The sequence below is a fragment of the Brevibacillus sp. NRRL NRS-603 genome (assembly GCF_003013445.1).
GTDB classification, from domain to species: Bacteria; Bacillota; Bacilli; order Brevibacillales; family Brevibacillaceae; genus Brevibacillus; species Brevibacillus formosus.
On record NZ_PXZN01000004.1, the window covers coordinates 58531 to 81190 of the forward strand.

The 22660-nt window shown below is 47.5% G+C and carries 20 protein-coding genes and 1 riboswitch; of the genes, 16 read left to right on the plus strand and 4 right to left on the minus strand.

Annotated features, from left to right (window positions below):
• Positions 1–6 precede the first annotated feature (6 nt).
• A complete protein-coding gene (locus tag C7R94_RS01140; protein ID WP_106778112.1) occupies positions 7–1419 on the minus strand; it encodes an RsmB/NOP family class I SAM-dependent RNA methyltransferase in 1413 nt (470 codons plus the stop codon).
• An 85-nt stretch (positions 1420–1504) separates the two neighbouring features.
• Here C7R94_RS01140 and C7R94_RS01145 point away from each other — a divergent pair, with 85 nt between their 5' ends.
• The 4 genes from C7R94_RS01145 to C7R94_RS01160 all read left to right on the plus strand — a co-directional run bounded on the left by C7R94_RS01145 (position 1505) and on the right by C7R94_RS01160 (position 5944).
• Complete coding sequence (locus tag C7R94_RS01145; RefSeq protein WP_047071642.1) at positions 1505–2260, plus strand: hypothetical protein; 756 nt, start codon at positions 1505–1507, stop codon at positions 2258–2260.
• A 24-nt stretch (positions 2261–2284) separates the two neighbouring features.
• On the plus strand, positions 2285–3229 hold the full coding sequence (locus tag C7R94_RS01150; protein ID WP_106778113.1) for a methyl-accepting chemotaxis protein: 945 nt from the start codon (positions 2285–2287) through the stop codon (positions 3227–3229).
• Between the two features lie 175 nt (positions 3230–3404).
• Positions 3405–3490, plus strand: a riboswitch (cyclic di-GMP riboswitch).
• A gap of 85 nt (positions 3491–3575) precedes the next feature.
• Positions 3576–5033: a benzaldehyde dehydrogenase gene (yfmT, locus tag C7R94_RS01155; RefSeq protein WP_106778114.1), complete on the plus strand. Its 1458-nt coding sequence runs from the start codon at positions 3576–3578 to the stop codon at positions 5031–5033.
• Positions 5034–5062: 29 nt separating this feature from the next.
• A complete protein-coding gene (locus tag C7R94_RS01160; protein WP_106778115.1) occupies positions 5063–5944 on the plus strand; it encodes a methyl-accepting chemotaxis protein in 882 nt (293 codons plus the stop codon).
• Between the two features lie 62 nt (positions 5945–6006).
• On the opposite strand, the gene C7R94_RS01165 is transcribed toward C7R94_RS01160, so the two are convergent.
• On the minus strand, positions 6007–7680 hold the full coding sequence (locus C7R94_RS01165; RefSeq protein WP_106778116.1) for a M14 family metallopeptidase: 1674 nt from the start codon (positions 7678–7680) through the stop codon (positions 6007–6009).
• A gap of 133 nt (positions 7681–7813) precedes the next feature.
• Between C7R94_RS01165 and C7R94_RS01170 the strand changes: the two genes are divergently transcribed.
• The 6 genes from C7R94_RS01170 (at position 7814) to C7R94_RS01195 (ending at position 14696) form a co-directional block, all read left to right on the plus strand.
• Positions 7814–9232 (plus strand): hypothetical protein, encoded by a 1419-nt coding sequence (locus C7R94_RS01170; protein WP_106778117.1) that lies wholly within the window; start codon positions 7814–7816, stop codon positions 9230–9232.
• A 148-nt stretch (positions 9233–9380) separates the two neighbouring features.
• Positions 9381–10040 carry a response regulator transcription factor gene (locus C7R94_RS01175; protein WP_106778118.1) on the plus strand — a complete coding sequence of 220 codons (660 nt, stop codon included), beginning with the start codon at positions 9381–9383 and terminating at the stop codon, positions 10038–10040.
• Between the two features lie 13 nt (positions 10041–10053).
• The gene (locus C7R94_RS01180) at positions 10054–11484 is read left to right on the plus strand and encodes a sensor histidine kinase (RefSeq protein WP_233220440.1); all 1431 of its coding nucleotides are present in this window, start codon (positions 10054–10056) and stop codon (positions 11482–11484) included.
• A gap of 15 nt (positions 11485–11499) precedes the next feature.
• Positions 11500–12033, plus strand: coding sequence for a hypothetical protein (locus tag C7R94_RS01185; protein ID WP_106778120.1), 534 nt, complete (start codon positions 11500–11502; stop codon positions 12031–12033).
• A 28-nt stretch (positions 12034–12061) separates the two neighbouring features.
• Positions 12062–13252: a hypothetical protein gene (locus C7R94_RS01190; RefSeq protein ID WP_106778121.1), complete on the plus strand. Its 1191-nt coding sequence runs from the start codon at positions 12062–12064 to the stop codon at positions 13250–13252.
• A 169-nt stretch (positions 13253–13421) separates the two neighbouring features.
• Positions 13422–14696, plus strand: a complete 1275-nt coding sequence (locus tag C7R94_RS01195) for a hypothetical protein (protein ID WP_106778122.1) — start codon at positions 13422–13424, stop codon at positions 14694–14696.
• Positions 14697–15251: 555 nt separating this feature from the next.
• On the opposite strand, the gene C7R94_RS01200 is transcribed toward C7R94_RS01195, so the two are convergent.
• Positions 15252–15932, minus strand: coding sequence for a class I SAM-dependent methyltransferase (locus C7R94_RS01200; protein WP_197240674.1), 681 nt, complete (start codon positions 15930–15932; stop codon positions 15252–15254).
• Between the two features lie 102 nt (positions 15933–16034).
• The gene (locus C7R94_RS01205) at positions 16035–16433 is read right to left on the minus strand and encodes an RrF2 family transcriptional regulator (protein ID WP_106778124.1); all 399 of its coding nucleotides are present in this window, start codon (positions 16431–16433) and stop codon (positions 16035–16037) included.
• A gap of 288 nt (positions 16434–16721) precedes the next feature.
• Between C7R94_RS01205 and trxA the strand changes: the two genes are divergently transcribed.
• From trxA to C7R94_RS01235, 6 genes are all read left to right on the plus strand, one after another.
• Entirely contained in the window at positions 16722–17039 is a 318-nt protein-coding gene (trxA, locus tag C7R94_RS01210; RefSeq protein ID WP_017250634.1) for a thioredoxin, read from the plus strand.
• 224 nt (positions 17040–17263) lie between these two features.
• On the plus strand, positions 17264–18355 hold the full coding sequence (gene hppD, locus C7R94_RS01215; RefSeq protein WP_106778125.1) for a 4-hydroxyphenylpyruvate dioxygenase: 1092 nt from the start codon (positions 17264–17266) through the stop codon (positions 18353–18355).
• A gap of 169 nt (positions 18356–18524) precedes the next feature.
• A complete protein-coding gene (locus C7R94_RS01220) occupies positions 18525–19127 on the plus strand; it encodes an RNA polymerase sigma factor (protein WP_106778126.1) in 603 nt (200 codons plus the stop codon).
• A 42-nt stretch (positions 19128–19169) separates the two neighbouring features.
• On the plus strand, positions 19170–19997 hold the full coding sequence (locus C7R94_RS01225; RefSeq protein WP_106778127.1) for a GNAT family N-acetyltransferase: 828 nt from the start codon (positions 19170–19172) through the stop codon (positions 19995–19997).
• A 160-nt stretch (positions 19998–20157) separates the two neighbouring features.
• A complete protein-coding gene (locus C7R94_RS01230) occupies positions 20158–21885 on the plus strand; it encodes a sensor histidine kinase (protein ID WP_106778128.1) in 1728 nt (575 codons plus the stop codon).
• Positions 21860–22642 (plus strand): LytR/AlgR family response regulator transcription factor, encoded by a 783-nt coding sequence (locus C7R94_RS01235; protein ID WP_047071676.1) that lies wholly within the window; start codon positions 21860–21862, stop codon positions 22640–22642. The genes C7R94_RS01230 and C7R94_RS01235 overlap by 26 nt, the downstream gene beginning before the upstream one ends.
• Positions 22643–22660: the final 18 nt, after the last annotated feature.

Sequence of the window (22660 nt, forward strand, 5' to 3'; positions counted from 1 at the left end):
AGAAATCTACAACCAGCGTAGACCCTTTGGATAATGATTTTTGAGTTGCCCCTCTGATTGCTTGCCCCAACCGATGGAGAATCCTTCTGCAGTAACCAGGGTCCAGCCGCTTTTACCATCACGCGTGAGCGCTTCTCCTTTTAAGTACCGCAACAGTTCAGGATCGTCCGCGCCATACGAAGCGACACGGGCTGCCTCCGCAGGGGAGAGAGCGAGCGCCAAGGCGTGTGCAGGTTCAAATCTGTTCTTCTTTACGGTTCCCAGGTGCAGACCGACGCGTGCGACCTTGAGCTTGTCCCAATCGAGCTCGGAAGCAGGGGAGTAGTAGAGCTGCTCGCCAAATAAAAGAAAAGCAGATTCATCTTCGAATGGTTTGGAGAGCGCCGGGAGCGCTTCGGCTGCGAACGTACGCCAGGCTGCCAGGGCTTCTTTTCGACCTGCCGGAGCCGATTTTGCCGCACGCTTTTCTTTACGCTTCCCGGAAGGTTCGTGAACATCAGCGGTCTCACTCTTTTGCAGCTTGGCGAGGTAATGGCCTTCTCCCTGTAGACGATGCGGCCATAATCTGGCTGTCTGGGTGAGCTGCTCGTTTTGCGGCGACGCCCACTCGGGTTGACCAGCAGAAAAGCAATCCGCATGTGGCAGCGAGACGATCTCAAATTCTGGGTGACGGCCCAGGAAGTTAACCAGGGACTGCTCATTTTCCAACGGAGCAAATGTGCAGGTGGAGTAGACCAACGTCCCGCCTGGCTTCAGCATAGCAGCGGCTGCTTCGAGAATATCACCTTGCATGACATGGCACTCCGTTACTTTTTCAGGGCTCCAGTCTTCGATTGCTTCGGGTAGCTTGCGGAACATTCCTTCGCCAGAGCATGGAGCATCTACTAAAATTCGGTCAAAAAACTGAGGGAATCGCTCCTGTAAGCGTTCAGGCGTTTCGTTGGTCACGACGGCATTGGTCACGCCGCAGCGCTCCAGATTTTCTGACAAGGCTTTTGCCCGAACAGGATGGATTTCGTTTGCCACAAGCATTCCTTGTCCACGCAAAAACGCTGCAAGCTGTGTCGATTTCCCCCCTGGCGCTGCACACAGGTCGAGGATTCGCTCGCCAGGCTGTGCACCGAGTGCTTCGGCAGCGGACATTGCGCTTGGCTCCTGCAGATAGTACATGCCGGCGGAGTGAAAAGGATGCTTGCCAGGACGATCTGGCTCTTTGTAGCGAAAACCGTTTTCACACCAAGGGACTGCTTCCAGAGCAAACGGCGAGATTTTCAAAAAATCGTCACGTCCCACCTTTAACGGATTGACCCGCAAGCCGTGTGTCACAGGCTGATCGTACGAGGAAACGAATGCCTCATAATCGTGTCCGAGCAAGGTTTGCATGCGCTCGGTAAAAGATGTTGGTAAATTTTTTGTCATAACAGCCTCCGGTGTCAGATTTTGGCCCCATGTGAAAGGAAAAGATAGAATCATGGCGAATCATAGAGAATGAGGTGAGAGCATTATGGAAGGATCCCGTGCAAAACGCTACCGCTCCCGGCGGAGGAATGACTCTGAAGTAAGCCGGTTTTGGATCATGGGGTTGCTGTTCTCACTGCTGGTGCTCGCTTTTGAATTCTTTATCGAAATACCCGCCGATGCAGATTGGCTGATCGATATGGAGATGGCTTTGTTCTCTGCCAGCTTTACATTGCTTGCCTTTTATCTGCTCGGACTCACCTTTGCCTTTTCGCGCCACCAAAAGGCAGGGAAGATCAATCACCAAATCATCATCTACGTATGGTTGGGTGCGATCTTGTTTCACTTGTTCCTGCTCATCAGCAATTTGTCCAATCAGCATGTGTACAAGGCAGGGATCATTCTGTTTTTAGGACCATTGTTTTTAACTGTCTACCATTTTATCACGTACTTGGCAGCTTTGCGCGAGGAGCGTGAAGAGCAGGAGGCAGCTACGACAGCTACACTCGAGCGTACGGCCTACCAGATGATTCTGGAGGGTGGGCGTGTATACAGCGAGCTGAGTCGCCTGAAAACAGAATATCCAGAAGTGGAGCAAATGCTTCGTGCCAACGATTTTCACGATAAACTGGAGCGCTATGCTTTGGAAATGCAGCAGTATTTGCAGGTGAAGCATTTTGAGCGTAAAGACGTGGAGCTCTTGGAGGGTCACTATTATTTCTTGGAAAACTTGCTGAGCTTGGCGAAACAACATCCGGGAATAATCGAGTCCCGCGTATATAGCCGCCGAGGTGACAATTGATGGGTACAAAGGAGAGGGAAGCGGATGTTTTGGAAAAAAGACAAAGGCCCAGCAGAAAAAGAGACAGCAGCGACGACAGTGGCAACTCCCACAACCACAATGGTAGGACAGCAAGAGGCTTGGAAGCATGAGCTTCGCGGTCTTTACGAACAGATGGGTGCGATCCTCGCTTCGAACCAAGCGATGAACGCCGAATCCGATCAAATGGTGCGATTGGTGACGAGGATGAAGCGTGTCGTAGAGAATATCCAGGCTATTAACGAGCGGGATGATGAATCTGCGAGCCAATTGTCGGTTCGAGGAGAGCGCCTGACAGACATCTGTAAACAATCGGTAGCGCGTGCAGATGAAGGCAAGAAGGCCATGACGGACGTTGTGGAAGTCATGAGCCTGCTCGACAAAGAATCGGTCCATACGTCCAAGTCCATGAGCCGCTTGGAAGAGCGTTCTTCGGAAATTACGAGTATCGTCAAGGTGATCAGCGACATTACGAATCAGACCAATCTTCTCGCTCTGAATGCTGCGATAGAAGCGGCACGTGCGGGTGAACAAGGCCGGGGCTTTGCTGTCGTAGCGGATGAAGTACGGAAGCTGGCAGAGATGACAGCGAACTCGACCAAGACGATTGCAGAATTGATTGGCAAGATTCAGGAAGAAATTAAAGAAGCATTGTCCAACAGTGAAAAAAGCAGCAGTGCGATCAAAAATGGACTTTCCATCAGCAAGGATGCCGCACAAAAGACGGATCAGATCGTGAACGCTTTCCAGGTACTGAACGTCGAAGTGGCAGGTGTGTTGGAAATCATCGCGCATCAAAAGCGATTTGCTGACGATGTGTCCCAGCAGGTAAGTGATGCAAAGGGCTTGCTGGACGAGCTGAATGAAGGCATGACCAAGCACGTGAGAGACGCCAACGCGATCGAGCAAATGCTCGCGACGAGCGTAAAGGATGTCAAAAAGTTATTGTGATCATGAGAAAGAAAAATCAGGAGTCCGTATCCAAGCGATGCGGACTTTTTGATATTTGTTACTTCCTTTCACGAAATATTTACATGTTTACGTTTGACTATTCGAAATGGAGTACTATAATCAAAGTAGGTTTCTCCATATCTTTCCTTTTTTCGACAAAATCTTATCAGCATTCGCTATGAATGGGCAAACCCATTGAAAAGTGGGGACGCAAAGCCACGGGCCTAATGTACACGTTACGATGGCAGCCGGGTTGCCAACGAGCAGTGTATGTTGCTGTTTTAGTTTTACGGCTCCTTTCATGCGAAAGGAGCCTATTTACTTAACAAAAGGGAGAGGTTGTAGCATGTCAATCCTGCAAACACTGGACAAGCAGTACATCAATGGGGAGTGGCGCGACGGACTTGGCGCGAAGACATTGCAAGATATCAATCCTTACAACGGGGAAGTCATCGCAGAATTCAAAATGGCAAATCTGGAGGATATCGACGCAGCTTACAAGGCGGCAGCCAACGCGAAAAAAGAGTGGGATGAAGTCAATGCGTATACCAAATCCCGAATGTTGGAGCGTGCTGTTCACTATATCGAAGAGCATGAAGAAGAAATCATTCAGATCATCATTCGTGAACTAGGTGGAACCAGGTTGAAGGCGTTTTTTGAGATCGGGCTCGTGAAGGATATTATTCGGGAGGCGGCTACATTCCCAGTACGCATGGAAGGAAAAATTCTTCCTTCTCCCGTAGACGGAAAGGAAAATCGCTTGTATCGGATTCCTGCAGGAGTTGTCGGCGTCATCAGTCCGTTCAACTTCCCGTTCTATCTGTCGATGAAGTCAGTAGCTCCAGCTCTTGGCGCGGGCAACGGTGTCGTCCTCAAACCGCATGAGCACACGCCAATCACAGGTGGGACTCTCATCGCGAAAATTTTTGAAGAAGTAGGTCTGCCAAAAGGCTTGATCAACGTCGTTGTGACGGATATTGCTGAAATTGGCGATAGTTTTGTCTCCCACCCGATCCCGCGTATCCTTTCGTTTACAGGCTCTAGCCAAGTAGGAAGCCATATCGCGCAAGTGGCAGCGAAGCATTTCAAAAAGGCGATTTTGGAGCTCGGCGGCAATAGTGCCCTGATCGTTTTGGAGGATGCGGATCTCCAGTATGCCGTGAATGCTGCGGTATTCAGCCGCTTTACCCACCAAGGTCAAATTTGCATGTCGGCTAACCGGGTTCTGGTTCACCAGGATGTATACGATAAATTCCTCGAGCTGTATGTGGAAAAAGTATCTGGACTTAAGGTTGGCGACCCGAATGATCCTGACACGGTAATCGGTCCACTCATTAACCAACGGCAAGTCGCCAACCTGATGGCTACGATCGATGAGGCGATACGCGAAGGCGCCGTTCCTGCACTGAAAGGGGAAGTAAAAGGAAACGTGGTCGAGCCGATCGTTTTGACAGGCGTGACCACAGACATGTCGATCGCATCTAAAGAGCTGTTTGGTCCGGCTGTTTGCATTATGTCGTTTGCTTCCGAGGAAGAAGCGATTCGCATGGCGAACGAGACCCCATTTGGATTGTCCGGGGCGATTCATACACGCGATCTGGAGAGAGGTGCCCAGATGGCCAAACGCATTGAGACTGGCATGATTCACATCAACGATGGAACGATCAATGACGAGCCAATTGTGGCTTTTGGCGGTGAAAAGCATTCCGGGTTGGGACGTTTAAACGGTCAATGGAGCTTGGAAGAGTTTACTACGCTGAAATGGATTTCGGTTCAACATAAAAAGCGCCAATTTCCGTACTAATGCCAGCAAATTATAGAGGTGAAGAAGTTATGAACGGATATGAACAATGGAACGAAACAGAAGCTTCCGAAAAGGGGAAAAACGCAGAACTGCTCGAGGCTTTCATGAAGGTTGCACCATACTTGAATGATTTGCTTACCGATGACATTACCATTGGAGTCTACGACACGGAAAAGCTATTGCGCAATGTGCCTGCCCAAACATTTGCCCTGCAAGTCAAGCCTGGTGATCCACTCCAGGAAGGAGATGTGATCACCAACGCGATTCGAAAAAACACCAAGCAGGCGATGATGGTTCCTAAGGAATTATTTGGCTTTCCCCTCGTCGCACGGGCGATTCCCCTGCATGATCACACGGGAAAAGTCATTGGCGGTGTCGGCATTGGTTCGAGTATGGAGCGAGCCAATGAGCTGTATGAAATTGCCGCAAATCTCTCGAGTGTCGTCGAGCAGGTCAGTGCCACCACCCAAGAGATGGCCATGCAGATCGGGAATTTGAACGAGCAAATGAAGGCGATCTCTGAGCAAGCCAATGACGTGAGCCAAAGTACGACTGAGATCGAGCAAATTACGCTTGCCGTGAAAAAAATCGCGGATCAAAGCAACATTTTGGGACTGAATGCGAGCATTGAGGCGGCGCGAGTAGGAGATGCAGGGCGTGGGTTCGCTGTCGTTGCGAATGAGGTTCGCAATATGGCGACAGATTCACGGGCGAATGCGGACAAAATCAAGCAAACCACGGATTCCATCCGGGATTTGATAACCCTGCTGCAAAATTCGATTGAATTGATCAATCAAACGATGGAGAGTCAGGCAGCCGCTACGGAGGAAATTTCTGCGACGATGGTCGAGGTGAGCGGCAATACGCAAAAGCTTGCAGGGCTTGCCCAAGAAGTGTTTGAAATAAAGTAATTCCATACATGTAACGAAAATCCCCTCTCAGGAGTCTAACTTTAGAGAGGGGATTTTTTCCTTTAGTTCTTTTGTTTGGTGGGTAGCGGTTGCTCCAGCATATAGCGATACACCGGGACTTCATCGCCCTTTTCAACGGGCAAGAAGTTAAACGTGACGTAGCTGTCCACTGATTCCGGTTCCAGAGCCAATGCAATGAAGTTCGCGTTTGGCTGGGCCATGCTGAACACGTAACTACCAGCAGGAAAGGTTTTCGTTGTTTCTGTTACATTTGCAGTCACTTGATTGGTGAAATGCCCATTCTCGTAAACCGTATTCACCTGGTTTTCCAAAATGGTGTAGCTCTCTACCGCTATCGTTGTTTCTTTGGATAGCTTGCTTACTGAAACACCAAGCAATTCCAGCTTGGCCGCAACGTCATGGTAGCCTGGAGGCATGAGGTAGGCAGTAGGGCGCTCGCGTTCGAGTATGGGATAGGCATCCGTGGAGCTTACCCAGTCGATGGGGGTAGACACTTTTTTTGCTGTGGCTAGATCGACCACCTCGAGAGACTGACCCGATACTCGCTTATTCTCACTCAGGATGACGAGTTTATCGTTGTCGTTTGCTTTTTTGCCTTTTTCCGTGATTTCTGAGCGTGCCTGGGTCACGGCGGACTTGATAGCTTTGGCGTTGGCCGCTGTTGATTGAATGACAGCAGCGTGAGTCATGGCCTGACTGTATACACGGCGCTCAAAATCGGCGCGTCCGATGCCGATGCCGCGTGTTTCCACCAGAAACGTCAACGTGTTTTTCAATCCTAAGGCATTGCGTCCGATTCTTGTCTCTGTGCTGCCTTCTGTTGCGGTCACTTTTCCGTCCTTGCCTTTTGCCAGCGTATAGTAAGCGTGGTGAGAAAGCTGCTCCTTGTCGAGTGCTTTTTGAACGTCAGGCAAAAGCAGGTTGTCTGACATTTTGCGCAGGCTGGCGGGGATATTCAAGCTTTTCGCAGAGGAGATCAGAACATCGTAGGAAGAGATCGCGCCTTTTTCGCCAACATCGCGAAGCTGGCTGGAAGAGACGCCGTATTCGTGGGCGTCAAGCACCACATCAGGTTGATAGGCATTGATGGCTTGGTGAACCGCTTGCACCTCTGGATATTCTACCTTCATGTAATCGCGGTTGGCATCCAGCTCTGTCGCGATGTAGCGTTTGAACTGGTAGGAGCCATCCGGGTTGATGCGAGGAACAATCGCAACGTTTACTTTATCCAGGAGGTCGGCCCCAAGTTTTCCTTCTGCCAGCCATTTGGCGATTACAAGTGCAGATTCACCAGAGGCGGGTTCATTTCCGTGGATTTGTGCCTGTAGCCAGATGAGAGGCTTCTCTTTGTTTTGTTTGAGCTTGCCGTGGTCTTTGCTGAATAGCAGCAGGGGGATGTCCCGACCTTCCAATGACGTACCGATCGATAGCAGCTGGACGTCCTTGTTGCCTGCAACCAATTTGCTTATGTAAGCCATCATTTCTTCCTGGGACGTAAAAGCCTCTTTTCCTTCTTGGAAGCCGGGTGTCCCAAACTGGATAGTTGGCTTGGGAAACAAGCTCTCAATCTGTGCAGGCTGTACATAGGTTGGCCCTATTCCGTAATAAGGAATGTGGGTCTGTGGTTCAGCTTGGCTGGCATGGATGATTGAGGGGCTGGTGAACAGAGATATTACGAGTGCTGTAGAAACAACGTAGCGTACTTTCTTGTCCATAAATTCCCTCCTGCGAAATAGAAGTAGACACCTATGGTTAATTTATCAGACTATTGTAAAAATAATAATCACTACGAAATGTTCATTTTAAAGTAGGACTTTCGGTTCTCCTTTAATAGAATTGGGGGATGACATGGTCAGAAAAATCAGCAGAATGCTCCTTTTGATGACGGCCATCGCCGTATGTAGCTTCTTTCCGAGCGATATTTCTGCAAATGTATGGGAAAAACCGACAGAAACAGAGAATGTTGAGCAACTGAATGGCGCGATTCACCAAAAACAAGAATTTCGATTCCCAGATGGTGCCACGTATTGGGCCCATAAAATAACAGGTCAGCGCAATATGATGCCCTACATTTTCACCATTCCCATTCAGGGTAACAGCCAGAACATGATGTTCCGCTACCGAGCCTATGATGAGTCGAAGAAACCGTATTGGAAGGTTGTCACGCTTGATCAAGTCCAGACCCTTCCGCTTGCCTCTGGTTTTGTAGAGACGGAGGGCAGGTATATTTGGTTAGGCAAGCCTATTACCTACGTGGATAAAGGCAGAGCAACGATTGAAGAAAAGCCGGCATTGGCGTTGCCAGTCGAAGTAAAACAGACGCCTTCTGGTGTCGAACTCGTGATCAAGTTGCCGATGAAAGCAGGCTTTATCAGCGAAATGTGGGCGCTCGATTCGAGAGATCCGCTCGTTCCTTGGGGAGAAAAAATGTTTGACAGCATCTGGCTTAACTTGGACGTTACGGAAAAGGCAAAATGGCTGTACGATGGGTATTACTATCAAAGTCCTTCTACGTACGAGCCGACTTCGGAGACCTCCTTTTGGCGGATTCCCGAGAATTATGTCCTTCGCTCTTTTTTATATACAGGTGGAAGCAAAGCTGCACGGGATATGGGCTATGTGATGCTGAAAGCGAGCTTGAAGCAGCAGGAGCCTGAGGGATACTGGAAGACGCAGCCGCGCTCCTTGTGGCTAAGTGGCGATTACGGGATACCAGAGGGCTTTTACGATACGAGATTCAACACAGGAGCGGCTGATCTGATGCTGCGGGGCTGTGATCAGTATCAAGAAAAGGACTTTTGCCAATCAGCGAAAAAATATGCTTCTTACTTTCACAATCACGCAGCCAAGAACCGTTTTGTCATCAATGGTGTACAGCAAGGATGGCTGGTTTCTGACTACGCGACAGCAACGAATCCGATGATTCAGACACATGTTTCTTTGAATCATCAGTTGGCGGAGATCAATTTTCTCTACAAAAGCTACATGCAATTTGGCGATCGGACTGACAAAGATTTAGCGGATACGATGCTCTACGGTGTCGTAAACCTCGGATCGCAGTGGATACTCGGAAATGGCGATTTGCATTACGCTTATTTTCCGGACGGGACATTCGGCAGGAAGGATTATCCGTTCTTGACCTACAATGACTTGGTCGAAACACAGCGCTTGTACCGTCAACTGCACGGGATGGATGAGATGACGCTTGCGATGCTGATTGACAGTAAATGGATGTGGATGCAGTTGAATAATGTGCAGTATCGGTAAGTAAAAGAGCTAAATGATAATGAATGTGACCCTCACTAAGATCAAGTTAAAGTGATTTTATTGAGGGTTTTTTGTTTTTGTATACTTTTTGCATTTTGTTGACAACAAAATCCCAAAAATGTGTAATGATGGTGGAGGTGTACGCAGCATGGCATATTCAATATTAATCGCTGAAGATGATCCATCCATATCCGAACTAATCAAAATGACATTAGGCGCCTCGGGCTATGTCTGTAAAGTTTCATCCGACGGTAACACGGCGTTGAACGATCTCGAAGAAAAGGAGTATCACTTGGCGCTCCTTGACATCATGCTGCCTGGAGTTGACGGGTTCACACTGTTGGAATCCTTTAAGAAAAAGAATATCCCGGTCATTTTTGTAACAGCCAAGACAAGCGTTATGGACAAAGTACAAGGTTTGCGTCTTGGTGCTGAGGATTATATTACAAAACCTTTTGATTTGTTGGAGTTGTTGGCACGCGTGGAAGTCGCTCTGAGGAGAAGTCATCAGGTTGTATTGGAGACATTGACCGTAGGCGATGTGACAGTGGATTACCATAGCCGCAAAGTGTACAAAAATAAGCAGCTCGTCACGTTAACCCCGAAGGAATATGAGCTGCTTGAATTTTTGTTGCATAATCCGAATATTGCTTTTTCTCGTGAAAGTTTGCTGAATCAGGTCTGGGGTTATGACTTTTATGGCAGCACCCGAACAATTGATACACATATCTTGAATCTGCGCACAAAATTAGGTTTGTCCGATCATATTCATACGGTGCACAAAATTGGTTATCGAATGGAGCTGTAAGATGCGTGAGAGGATGAAGAAAACTCCTCTGTGGATGCGAATCTATCTCATGGTGTTTGGATTGGTGACAGTGGTCATCGTCTTTGTTTCCTACCGGATCATCGAGGTTTCCATTGAGTACAATCTTCAAAAGGAAATCAGCAGTTCCCTTGAGAACCATAGCATGATCGGGAACTCGCTGAAAATGTATGAAAGTACGATTGATGATTACTATCCGACGTTGCTGAAAGACATTTTGACGAAATCTTTTCAAAATTATGGGCAGTATTTTACTGATCAGAGAAGCCATCTTGCCATAACGGGTGAATCTGGCGAGAAGCATTTTAGCAGTATATCGAATGAAGAAGAAAAGGTAATGAGTCTTGTCCCGCCCAAAGATGGGAGAAGAAGCTATGTGATTCGAAACATAGATGCGCGCACCGTACTGTTTGTTTCGAGCTGGATGAAAATGGATGATCAACTGCTTCGATTGGATTACGCCCATGACATAACGAGTCTGATTGACGACCAGAAGTCACTCTCCTTACAGATCTCTTTTTGGGTATTGGTTGGTTTGATGGTCTTTGCGGTAGGCTTGTATGTCTTGATCAGACAAGCCTTGCGTCCACTCGGCCTGTTAAGCAAACAGGCTCAAGGGATTGCAAAAGGAAGCTATCAGCATCGCATAACGGTTCAGCATGCCGATGAGATTGGCCAGCTCGCGGTTGACTTCAATTATATGGCGGAGGCGATCCAATCCAACATGGAGCTTCTGCAGAGGGGCGTAACGGAAAGAGAGGCGTTTATCGCAAGTCTCGCCCATGAATTCAAAACACCGCTTACATCCATCATGGGCTATGCCAGCTTGCTTCAGAATTATCACCTGGAAGAAAAAGACGTCGAGCAGGCCCTGCGTTTCATTCACTCGGAGAGCAAGCGGCTTGACGGTATGTCCAAAAAGCTGTTGGAGCTTTTCCGCCTTGGAAATGGGGAGCCACCGAACAAGCAGCAAGTCGATGTTTCTTCCCTCATGCAGCAGTTGAAAATCATTTCCCAGTTTACGTTAGACAGTAGGGGGCAAATGCTGGAAATAGCGTATTCTGTCTCTACCGTTACTGTCGATCCGGAGCTTTTTTTGGTGTTGTTAAGCAATTTGGTGGAAAATGCCTCCAAAGCGTCTGAAAACGATACAGTCATACGACTTGCTGTTTATGCAGAAGACTCTTTTGTTGTTTTTTGCGTGGAGGACCATGGCTATGGGGTGCCGGAAGAGCATTTGGCGAATGTGTTTCAACCATTTTTTATGCTGGATAGCTCGAGGGATCGAAAAAAGAACGGACACGGTTTAGGGCTGTCTCTGTGCAAGGCGATTACCACGGCACACCATGGAAGTATTTATATGAAAAGCCGATTAAACGGGGGAACATCGGTTTACACAAAGGTTCCAGTACAAACTTCGACGTAACGGTGGAGGCATCTATTGCGAAATTTCAAGAAAATAAAGATAAAGTCCCATGGCTTCATGCTTAGTCTTGTTGTTATCGGTATACTAGGTGCGGCTGCCTTCTTTTCTCCGGCTGCTTTCGGCCCGGCTGTTCTGGATAGCAAAAAGGATGTCATCATGACGGAAGCTTCTCCACCAGCAAACGTGGAAAACGAAGAAACCACTCTGAAGCAAAATGATGAGAAGAATAAAAACTTCTTTGATCCGTTGACAAAGGAACAGGCGGCTCCCTTTATTCGGATAGCAAGAGAAGCGTTCGTAGCGCAAGGCATGGCCCCCCCTGAAACTGGTTATTGGATCAGCAGCACTGTGACAAAAGGTAGAAATGATGTTGAAATATCCTGGTATCCCAATGGCGTTGTTTTTGGCCAAGAGACTAAGATCAAGGAAAAAGTTTACTACGCCTTGTTTTACAACGCTGATGTGGACAAAGGCGTAGGGAAAATGGTTGAACTTGGGGTTATTTGGAATTATGGTGAATCCAATTGGTATGGCGAAAACGTAGAATAAGAAGCAGAGAGTGTAAGGAGATAGAATTGTGAAAAAACTGCCCCATACAAAAATGAAACTGGGATTATGGCTAAGTATTGGAGTGTTGGGCGTGTTAGCCCTCGCTTTGAGCTACTCCCCGACGACATTTGGCTTGGCTGAAATCAATAAAAACAAGGATGTTATCCAAACGGAAACAACAGCGTCAAGCGCTTTACAACCGAAAGAGGATGAAGAGCAGCAGGAAAAGAAGAAAAACGATAATCCGAGACCCACCAAAGAAAGTTCAGTGAGTTTAAGTCTTAATGACTTTAGTAAAGAACAGCGAGAGCCCTTCGTCAAGTTGGCAACTGATGCATTTATCGCCAATCATATCGACCTTCCTGATAGTAATTACGAGCTTGATATTTTCGGTGACATAAGCGAGGAAACAACGACCGCTGAGATATGGTGGCATCCAAAAGTAAAGGCAGGAGCCGAACGACCTTTCAAAGGACTTCAGGAAAGCTATTTTGTCAATTTGACCGATGTGGATTTTGAAAAAGGGACGGGCACAATTAAAAAGATCGAGATTTGTATACGCAGGGACATCGCATCGTTCAAACCAAATACGATGTTCGCCCCATATATTGACCAAGCAAAAAAAGTTTGGAAAGACAAAAATATCAAAATTCCGCAAAGCGGCTACGATCTGGCGGGATGCTTGCTCATAAAACCCATCACGGAGAAAGAGACGATAGCGCTTGTCGATCTTTACTGGTACCCAATATATACGAGAAGCAATAATGTTTATCAAGCTGTTCATGACAAGCTTTATTACGTGCAATTTTCAGATGTTGATTTAAAAAAAGGAACAGGTACAGTTGAGAACGTAGAAACAGACGAAGAAGAAACGAGAATCGTGCAAGAAAAAGCACCAGAGCCGATTATCAGGCGTGTAAAACTGACACCATCACAGGTAGCCCCTTATATCCAGATGGCAAAAGACGCTTTTCAAGCGAAGCAGGTAAAACTTCCTGAAAGTGGCTATTGGATTAGCAGCACGATTTCGTACTACGATGATCAACCGAAACGCCCACCAGAGGTGGATATACGCTGGTATCCCGACGGCGTTGCTGAAGGGACTGATCATGCTTCTACAAAGGATAGGGTTTATATTGCTTCGTTTGATGACGTTGATTTGGACAAAGGAATAGGTGAATTAATGTACCTTGAAGTTAGGAGAAAAGATCCTTCGTAACAAGCTCCTCCTAGCATGTGGACGAAGAACATGGAGAGTCGCGTAAAGCGGCTCTTTTGTTTTGACAAAACCTTGACAACCTCCCGATTAAACCATGACAATCAGCAGCTATTCTATGGATGACGAGTAGAAACACTCGATCCAAAGTAAAAACCTTGGAGGTAGTACGATGAAAAAGTCCAAAACGAAAAAAACGGCTGCATGGTTAAATCTCTCTGTTATGAGCGCATTGACAGTGACAGCCATGTTCTCCCCTGTAGCTGCCAGCGCCGCACCCAACGATACGAAGAATAACGTTGCAGCCGAGGCAACAGAGGAGGAATTTGATCTCTTGAAATTGACAGATCAACAGGCGGCTCCGTTTCTTGCAAAAGCAAAAGAAGCATTCCAAGCGAAAAACATTTCTCTCCCAGAAAGTGGTTACAAGGCTCGGAATTATGGTAGCCAAAAGAGCAATACCTTGACTGTCGTATGGCGATCTGAAACCAACGTAAAGGACAAGGCGTATGTCGCCGAATTTGAGGACATTGATGCAGTGAAAGGAACAGGGACGGTTAAAACGGTAAAGGTTATTAATCGTCCAGGTTCCTTCGAAGAGGAGCTGACAGAAAAACAAGCTGCTCCGTTTATTGAACAAGCAAAAGAGGCTTTGAAAGCAAAAAATATAACTCTGCCAGCGAGCGGGTACAAGATGTTAAGCAGCAGCCGTACTTATGACGATGTGCTGGAAAGCGTTCAAATTACCTGGCGTCCTGATGCGGGGCAAAAGGAAGGAAAATATTACTCTGTGCAATTTGCAGATGTCGATCTGGAGAAAGGAACGGGGATTATCGATGATGTCTATGTAGACAATTATGATGAACTCATTGCTTTGGAAGAGGAGGATGAAAAGGATAAACAGGAGGACATGGAACAAGAAAAGGACCTCTTGAAACTGACAGATAAACAGGCGGCTCCGTTTCTTGCCAAAGCAAAAGAGGCTTTGCAAGCAGAGAAGATTGAACTTCCGAAAAATGGATATAAGGTGACGCATTTCGGAAGCAAGAAAGACAAGACCTTACAGGTTCTATGGAGTGCGGAAGAACAATCGAAAGGGTATGTTGTCCATTTTGTTGATGTCGATGTCGAGAAAGGCACAGCGACAGTAAAAAATGCAAAAGTGATCAATGAGCTTGGCGTCGTTATGAGAGATCTTCCACAAGAACAAGCTTCCCCTTTTATTGCAAAAGCAAAAGAGGCTATGAAAGCGAAAAATTTTACCCCATCTGAAAGTGCATACGAAATTTCCGCGACGGGTGTAACAGATGACGATGTTTTGCAATATATTGACGTTTACTGGTATCCAAATGGAAATCCGTCTGCGAAATATAAGGTGCACTTTACCAACGTCAATTTGGAGAAAGGAACAGGCACAGTGGAAGATGTTGTTGAATATAAGCGCTAATTGAAGAACCCAGCCGTTTCCCTGTAAGCTTCAGGGAAGCGGCTTCTTAATCAGGTTGCGCTTTTCAAATGAAAGGAGTCTTCTCGTTTTTTTCAAATGTGTTGATGCTCCCAATACAACGTCCCATTCTTTCGTACCACAGGCACTGCATCGATACCGTTGACGTTTTACTGGTATCTCAACGACTTCATTATTGATAAAATCTTTGTATATTTGGAGTTTATTATCAGATTTGTGAAAGTTCCCATTTCCACAATGAAAGCAAATGATAGGGGCAACAATTGTAAAATTGCATTCGTTGACTATTATTCTCACCTTCCGAGATGTGTCGCACAAAGTTGTAGTAGAATAGATAAAAAAGAATAAAAAACAAATAAATTTTATTAGCACGACTCATTTTAACAACGAAATATTGGTTAGTAAACTGCCCAGTTATGGAATAGCAAAGCCTAGACTAGCGGGACAATGTTCGATGTGATTGATCATAAAAAATTGCCGGTTTTCCCTCTCATAGGTGTGACCGGCATACTTAACTAAAGTTGAGAGCATTCTGGTCTATTTCCGCAAAGCAAACAAGGTCAAAAAGCTGACAGCCTCCCGCAGCTCTACGCTTAATCGGCCCGCGATATCTGGCGTAATGCCCTCTTTGTATACCGGCTCTTCGCCCAGCAGTGTGAAGCCATTTTCGCTCGCCAACTGCTTGGCTTCCCAGGGCATCATCGTATTTTGGATCGTCGTCTCTTCATATAGTCTGCGATAGCTATGTGCTCGTGGACCAGCTGTAGGACCGAGGATACCCAAGACGAGAATTCCTCCGGGTGCGAGCACGCGGTGAAGCTCCAAGAGTGCCTTGAGCGGAGATGGTGTGAACTCTACTACGTTAATCGAGAGCACACCAGAGAATGAATCATTGGCAAAAGGAAGCTCGCTGATGTCTCCTGTCTGAAAATGAACAGAGCCTGGCAAGGAAATGACCCGGTCATGAGCAAGACGAATCATTTCCCCGGCAATGTCGATGCCCTCCACTTGATAGCCGTGCTCTGCAAGCTTGCAGCTGGCATAGCCGTCCCCACAGCCTGCATCGAGGACAGGTCCAGAGCCGACAGGTACATGCTTCATAAAAAAGGGAAGGATGGTGCTGCGGCTCCCTTTTTCCCACATGTGCTCACTTCTTTTTCGCCAGTCTTCTGCAAATTGATCCCATTGCTTGGCTGCTTGTTCCGTCCATTGGCTCATTATTGCTCACGCCTTTCTCTTCGATTGAACGATACCGTTATGAAGAAAAACTCCGGTCAAGGCGGCCGGAGCTTTTCATGGAAGTTGTTTTACTTCAAAGGATCATGGTTTAGGGACATGCGGGACCAAATCAGCAATTTTTTTACTCTTTAGCGTATGCATCATTTGCTGCTCGGCGTCAGCCACAACCTGTTGAATCAGACAGGCACTATCATGATGGAAGCTGCATTCAAACAAGGAGGTTGTCCCTTCAATGGCTTGGATAACATCCAGAAACGATATATCATCCTGATTGCGTTTGAGCTTGTATCCGCCATTTGCTCCAGAGACCGAGTGGATCAACCCAGCTTTGACCAGTTTGGTCAGCATTTTGGATAGGTACGTTTGTGAAACGCCCAGCTTTTCTGCCAAAAGCTGAACACTAACGGGTTTATCAGGGGCTTCTGCTACCAGATAGAGCATCGCATGGAGGGCATAGTCTGTTGCCTGTGAATACTTCATAAGACACCTCAATCATGGACTTAATACATCCATCATAAAGTGAATGGGGAGCATGAGCAAGGGGAAGAGTGATTCGCGCTGTCATCCTGCACTTTTGATGCCCATTTTTGGATGGTGCAACTTGACACAAAAATTCTTTAAGGGATATTATAGATACGATAAGTCTACGAATGAGTTATTTGAAATGATCAAAGTACAGGGAGTTATTTTTTGTCTCTATTAAGGATATTAGAGGTCTCCAATGGTCATTTTGATTAACTGTTCAACATAAAAAGGGAGGAAATTAAAATGAGCATTTGCCACACGACAGATACTACGTTTCAACATGATGTAAAAAGCGAGGGCTATACTCTCGTCAATTTTTGGGCACCTTGGTGCGGTCCATGCCGCTTTTTTGGGCCGATACTCGAATCGTTTGACGGGGAGCATAGCAGCGAAGTGCGAGTCCTAAAGGTCAATGTCGATGAACAAACCGAGATTGCTAATCAATATGGCATTATGAGTTTGCCAACGACCATTCTGCTCAAAAACGGGGAATTGATTGACAAAGTCGTAGGAGCTGCCCCTCTAGCGGAACTGAAACAATTTGTTTTCAAACATAGGTAGTGGGAAAACGCAGGTAAGCCATCGGTCAACTTGATCGGTGGCTTTTTGGTATCCAGTGGTTACTCGCATGCGTACTTTAATAAATAAAAGCGTTTGAGCGTTTTCGCGTTGTTCCGTGTTCTTGCAAGGGGAAGCGCTTCCAATGTACTCTCAAGATAACGACAAAATAATCCCAATTCACAAAATAATGTCAATAATTGAACAAGAAAGCGGAGGGGTAGGTAATGAGCAATACCGATTTTTTCCCGATTCAGGACTGGGACTACCTGGAGTTTTATACAGGGAACGCCAAGCAAGCCATGCACTATTTCACAAAAGCGTTTGGATTTGAAGCAGTAGCCTATGCGGGCTTGGAGACAGGCTCTCGGGAAAAGGTTTCCTACGTTTTGAAGCAGAAGCATATGACGTTCGTGATCAGCGGGGCGCTTACGCCTGACAGCCCGATCGCGGATTTTGTGAAAAAGCATGGGGATGGCGTCAAAGACGTTGCCCTGCGCGTAGAGGATTGTGAACAGGCTTACCGGGAGGCCGTTTCTCGCGGAGCCATTCCGATCATGGAACCAACTGAGTATACCGATGAATTCGGGACGGTCAAAAAAGCGATTATCGGTACGTACGGCGAAAACATTCATTCCTTTATTGAACGTAAAAATTACAACGGACCATTCTTCCCGGGCTATAAAGCTTACCAATCTCCAGTCAAAGGAGAGGGTACAGGTATCATCGGCATCGACCACATCGTCGGTAACGTCGAGGTCATGGATGAGTGGGTAGAATATTACCAAAAGGTCATGGGCTTTACAGCTGTACAAAATTTCAGTGAGGACGACATCTCGACGGAGTATTCTGCGCTCATGTCCAAAGTGATGCAAAGTGGAACCGGACGCATTAAGTTCCCGATTAATGAGCCGGCAGAAGGACGCCGCAAGTCGCAGATTCAGGAGTTTTTGGAGTTCTACAAAGGGCCAGGCGTACAGCATATTGCCATCCTGACCAACGATATCATAGACACTGTATCGAAGCTGCGTAATAACGGTGTAGATTTCCTCATGGTGCCAGATGCGTACTACGAAGATTTGAAAGAGCGTGTAGGGGAAATTGATGAAGACATTGAGGCGCTGAGAAAGCTGGGGGTCTTGGTCGACAGAGACGACGAAGGCTATCTCTTGCAGTTGTTCAGCAAGCCGATTGTGGACCGTCCGACGCTGTTCATCGAAATTATCCAGCGTAAAGGAGCGCGCGGCTTCGGGAATGGCAACTTCAAGGCACTGTTCGAGGCATTGGAGCGCGAGCAGGAGCGCAGAGGTAACCTGTAATTCATTGAGGTAACGAGTACGACAAGACCATCTCAGGCTGAAAACGCTGAAGGGATGGTCTTTTTTTGTTCGCGAAGCAGAAAAAATAAAATCTCATGAACCATTTCACCGCCTCTATCATCTATACTAATAGGAACCAAAAAAGGATATAAAAGGAGGTTTATGCAATGTGAGCATCAAGAGGGAAGTTCAGCAGGACATTCAGCTAGCCCAGGACGGCAGCGCAGAAGCTTTTGCCAGAGTCATTCAATTGTACGAGCGTACCTTGTATGGCTTGGCACGAACCTATGTCGGGCGGGACGAGGATTGTGCCGATGTGGTGCAGGATACGGTAATGAAAGCATTCAGAGCCATTCGAACGCTGCGAGAGCCTGCTTATTTCAAAACATGGATGATCCAAATTCTCATAAACGAATGCAAACAGTGGCAGCGAAAAAAGAAACGAAGTCCAACCGTAGAGCTGTCTCCGCTGCAAATCGAGGAGAAAGCGGTACAGGCTCCCTACGAAGCCATTGAACTAACAGAGGCAGTATGGAAGCTGGAGCATGAGCTGCGCATCGTCGTGTGGCTTCACTATTACGAGGATTTGCCGATTAAAGAAGTTGCCATGCGAGTAGGTGTCCCGGAAGGCACAGTGAAATCCCGGCTGCACCGGGCTCGTGTGCTGCTTGCAGAAGAGCTGGAATCCTCCCAGGAAAGGAATGTGGACGATGACCCGACTTTCATGCGGAAGCTGAGTCTGGATGACTTGGTTCCGCTATCAGCCGCATAAGTACACAGATGTCCAAAAGAGAGAGAAAGGGCCGAAATTGCGATGATTCATCGATTGGAACCAAAAGATTATGCAAAAATCAGGAGGTTGCTGTCACCTGATAACGTGAACAATTTGACCATCCATTCGATTATCAATGGGACAAATCGAGGAGCGATTTACGTAGATGATGTGGAGCAGCCCCGGACAGCATTGGTCGATCAAACCGGCGTGATCAGTATTTTCGTGGGGGATGCTGCCAATGAAGCGTTCACAGCGAATCTGGGTGCCTTTATCGAGGGGGAATTGCGCACATATACGACCGAATCATGCGGGGGCACTCATTTTCTGGCAGTTGTCCCAGATGAAGCGTGGGAAAAAGCAGTAACCAAAGCTATCCCGCATCGAGAGATTGAAACGGATTGGGAGTATTACTACCAGTTCAATCCCGAGCAATTCCAGGCGCGAAAGATCAGCTATCGCCCTCTGCCTGAAGGATACACGTTGAAAAGAATCGATGCAGGTGTCATTGAAAACGATCCTGACAACATCTTGATCGAGATTGTGGAGGAATTCTATCATTCGGTGGATGATTTTTTGCAGTGGGGCGTAGGGTTCTGTGTATGTAAAGGAAATACGATTGTGAGTGCTTGCCTGTCTTGCTGTGTCCATGAGCGTGACCATGAAATTAGCGTGGAAACGTATGAGGAAGCCGACATGAACAAAGGCTTTGCTACACTTGCTTGCGCAGCGTACCTGGAGCATTGCATGGAACATGGACTGACACCGCACTGGACCACGCTGGAAACGAATGACGAGTCAGTACGTCTGGGGACAAAGCTAGGATTTGAGCCAAAGAAAAAGTGTAAAATCTTGGAGTTTGAATATTAAAATGATACGGGTATCCATGGGTTGTCGAAATCACTTCGGCAACCTTTTTTACTACGAAAGGAAGAGAAGCAAAAGGGAAATACGATGTGAAGAGTGAATATTTTGATTAGTTATAGAAACGAGATTGAACCATCGGGCAGCGATTGAGAGGGATAAAACAATGAATCTGGCATTAATGGTTCCGCTGACGGAGCGGACGGCTGTTTTGATTGTGGTGGCCTTGCTGTTTACGCGTGTACGTGCATTCCGCAGCATATTGAACCAGCAAGCAACGTGGCGGGAAAAAGCACTGATGGTCGTCATTTTTTCTGCTATTTCCATACTGGGTACATACAATGGCATCTGGTATCAGGATGCGATTGCGAATTCACGCGTGATCGGGACTGTCGTGGCAGGCTTGCTTGCTGGTCCATGGGTAGGGTTGATGACAGGACTGATTGCGGGAATCCATCGCTATTCATTGGGGGGCTTTACAGACTTGGCATGTGCCATCTCGACCATAGGCGAGGGCTTGTTTGCGGGATTAATCTATCAGTTCCTCCGTAACCGCAGCAAAAAAATCGGGTGGACGACAGCACTCTTCGTTGGTTTCTTGGCGGAGTGGCTGCAAATGGGAATTGTTCTGCTCATCGCACGTCCTTACGCTGACGCTTTGGCATTGGTTCAGGCCATTAGTGTACCGATGTCAGTCGTCAACTCGGTTGGAATTGCTATTTTGATCATTATTATTGATTTAGCCAAAAAGGAAGAGGATCGGATTGGGGCGCTCCAAGCTCAGCGAACGCTGCAAGTAGCGGATAAAACACTATCTTACTTGCGTCAAGGGCTGACCTATGATTCTGCCCAAAAGGTAGCGGAGGAAATATTGCGGACGACGCGTGTAGCAGCGGTAGCGATTACCGATACGCGCTCTGTACTTGCGCATGTTGGCGCGGGCTCGTCCCATCATGTAGTAGGAGAAGGCATAACGACCAAGGCGACCCGTGAAGTTTTATCGACCAAAGAGGTAAAGATTGCCCAGACCAAGGAAGAGATTGGATGCAGAGAGACGAATTGTTCCTTGCGCTATGCGATCCTTGTCCCCCTGATGCGAAGACGTGAAGTGGCGGGCGTGCTCAAGCTGTATCAGGATCGCTCTCGCAAACTGTCGGCTGTAGACTTGGAACTCGTACGCGGATTGGGGAACCTGATATCGAGTCAGCTCGAACTGGCTGAGCTCGAGAAGCAGTCCCGCCTGCTGGCAGATGCAGAAATCAAAGCCTTGCATGCCCAGATCAATCCGCATTTCTTGTTTAATGCGCTCAATACGATCGTTTCGTTTATTCGCTTCCGTCCCGAACAGGCCCGTGAGCTGCTGATTCATTTGGGGGAGTACTTCCGTCGTAATTTGCATGACTCTGGCGGATATGTCAGTCTGGCGCGTGAGCTGGAGCATATCGAAGCGTATTTGGCCATCGAACGTGCGAGGTTCGGGGACAAGCTCCATGTAGAGTACGACATCGAGGATGGTGTAGAGCGGTTTACCGTACCAGGTCTGATTTTGCAGCCGCTGGTAGAGAATGCGGTCAAGCACGGGCTGCTGCCTAAGCGCGAAGGGGGAACCGTAGTGATTCGTGCGCGCCGCAAAGAAAAGCAAATCGTCGAATTGACAGTGGCAGATAATGGAGTGGGAATGAATGTGGACCCATTCGAGCCAGCCCTAGATGAGAAGAGTGCAGGGCGGCAATTATCTGGAATCGGTCTTGCCAATGTAAAAAGCCGTCTCCAGTCAATCTACGGAGAACCGTATGGAATCGTGATCGAAAGCAAAAGCGGGAGCGGGACAACATGCACCATACAATTACCGATAGGGGTGAACGTCAGTGCTCAAAGTGTTCATCGTCGATGATGAGACGCCTGCCAGAGAAGAACTGCGGTACTTGCTGGAGCAGTTTTCGGAAGTGTCCGTAGTCGGAGAGGCAGGCAGTGGGGAAGAGGCGTTGGAAGCGGTGCTTCAGACAGAGCCGGATGCGGTCTTTTTGGACATCCATTTGCAGGACAGGGATGGCGTAGATGTGGGGCAGGAGCTTCTGGAATCCATGGTCAATCCACCTGTCATCATCTTTGCAAGTGCGTATGAATTTCATGCGGTTCGAGCATTTGAGGCCGAAGCCGTTGATTATATCGTCAAGCCGTTCAGCGAAGTGCGTCTGGAAAAGACGATGAATCGGGTACGAAAAATGAGGCGGAAAAGTGAGCCTGCATTGGAAGCGTCACCGCTACTGGAGGAAAGGCTACAATCCCTTCTGCAAAATGTGCTGGTCGATACTCAGCCGCGTCGTGTCCCGGTAGAAAAAAACGGCAAGATCATGCTGATTGATCCAAACGAAATCGTCTATGCCACCTTGGAAGGAAGGTATGCGAGCATCTACACAGCAGGTGAGCAATATGCGACCACGTTTACGTTGCAGGAGCTGGAGAGCAGGCTCTCACGCCAGCAGTTCTTTCGGACGCATCGCGCTTTTATCGTCAATTTATCTAAAACGGCTGAGCTTGTCCCTTGGTTCAAAGGCTCAATTCATCTAGTCATGCAAGATCACCGCAAAACAGAAGTGCCTGTTAGCCGCAATGTCGTGAAGGAATTGAAGAAACGATTGGGATTTTAAAGCAAACAGACCAATCCT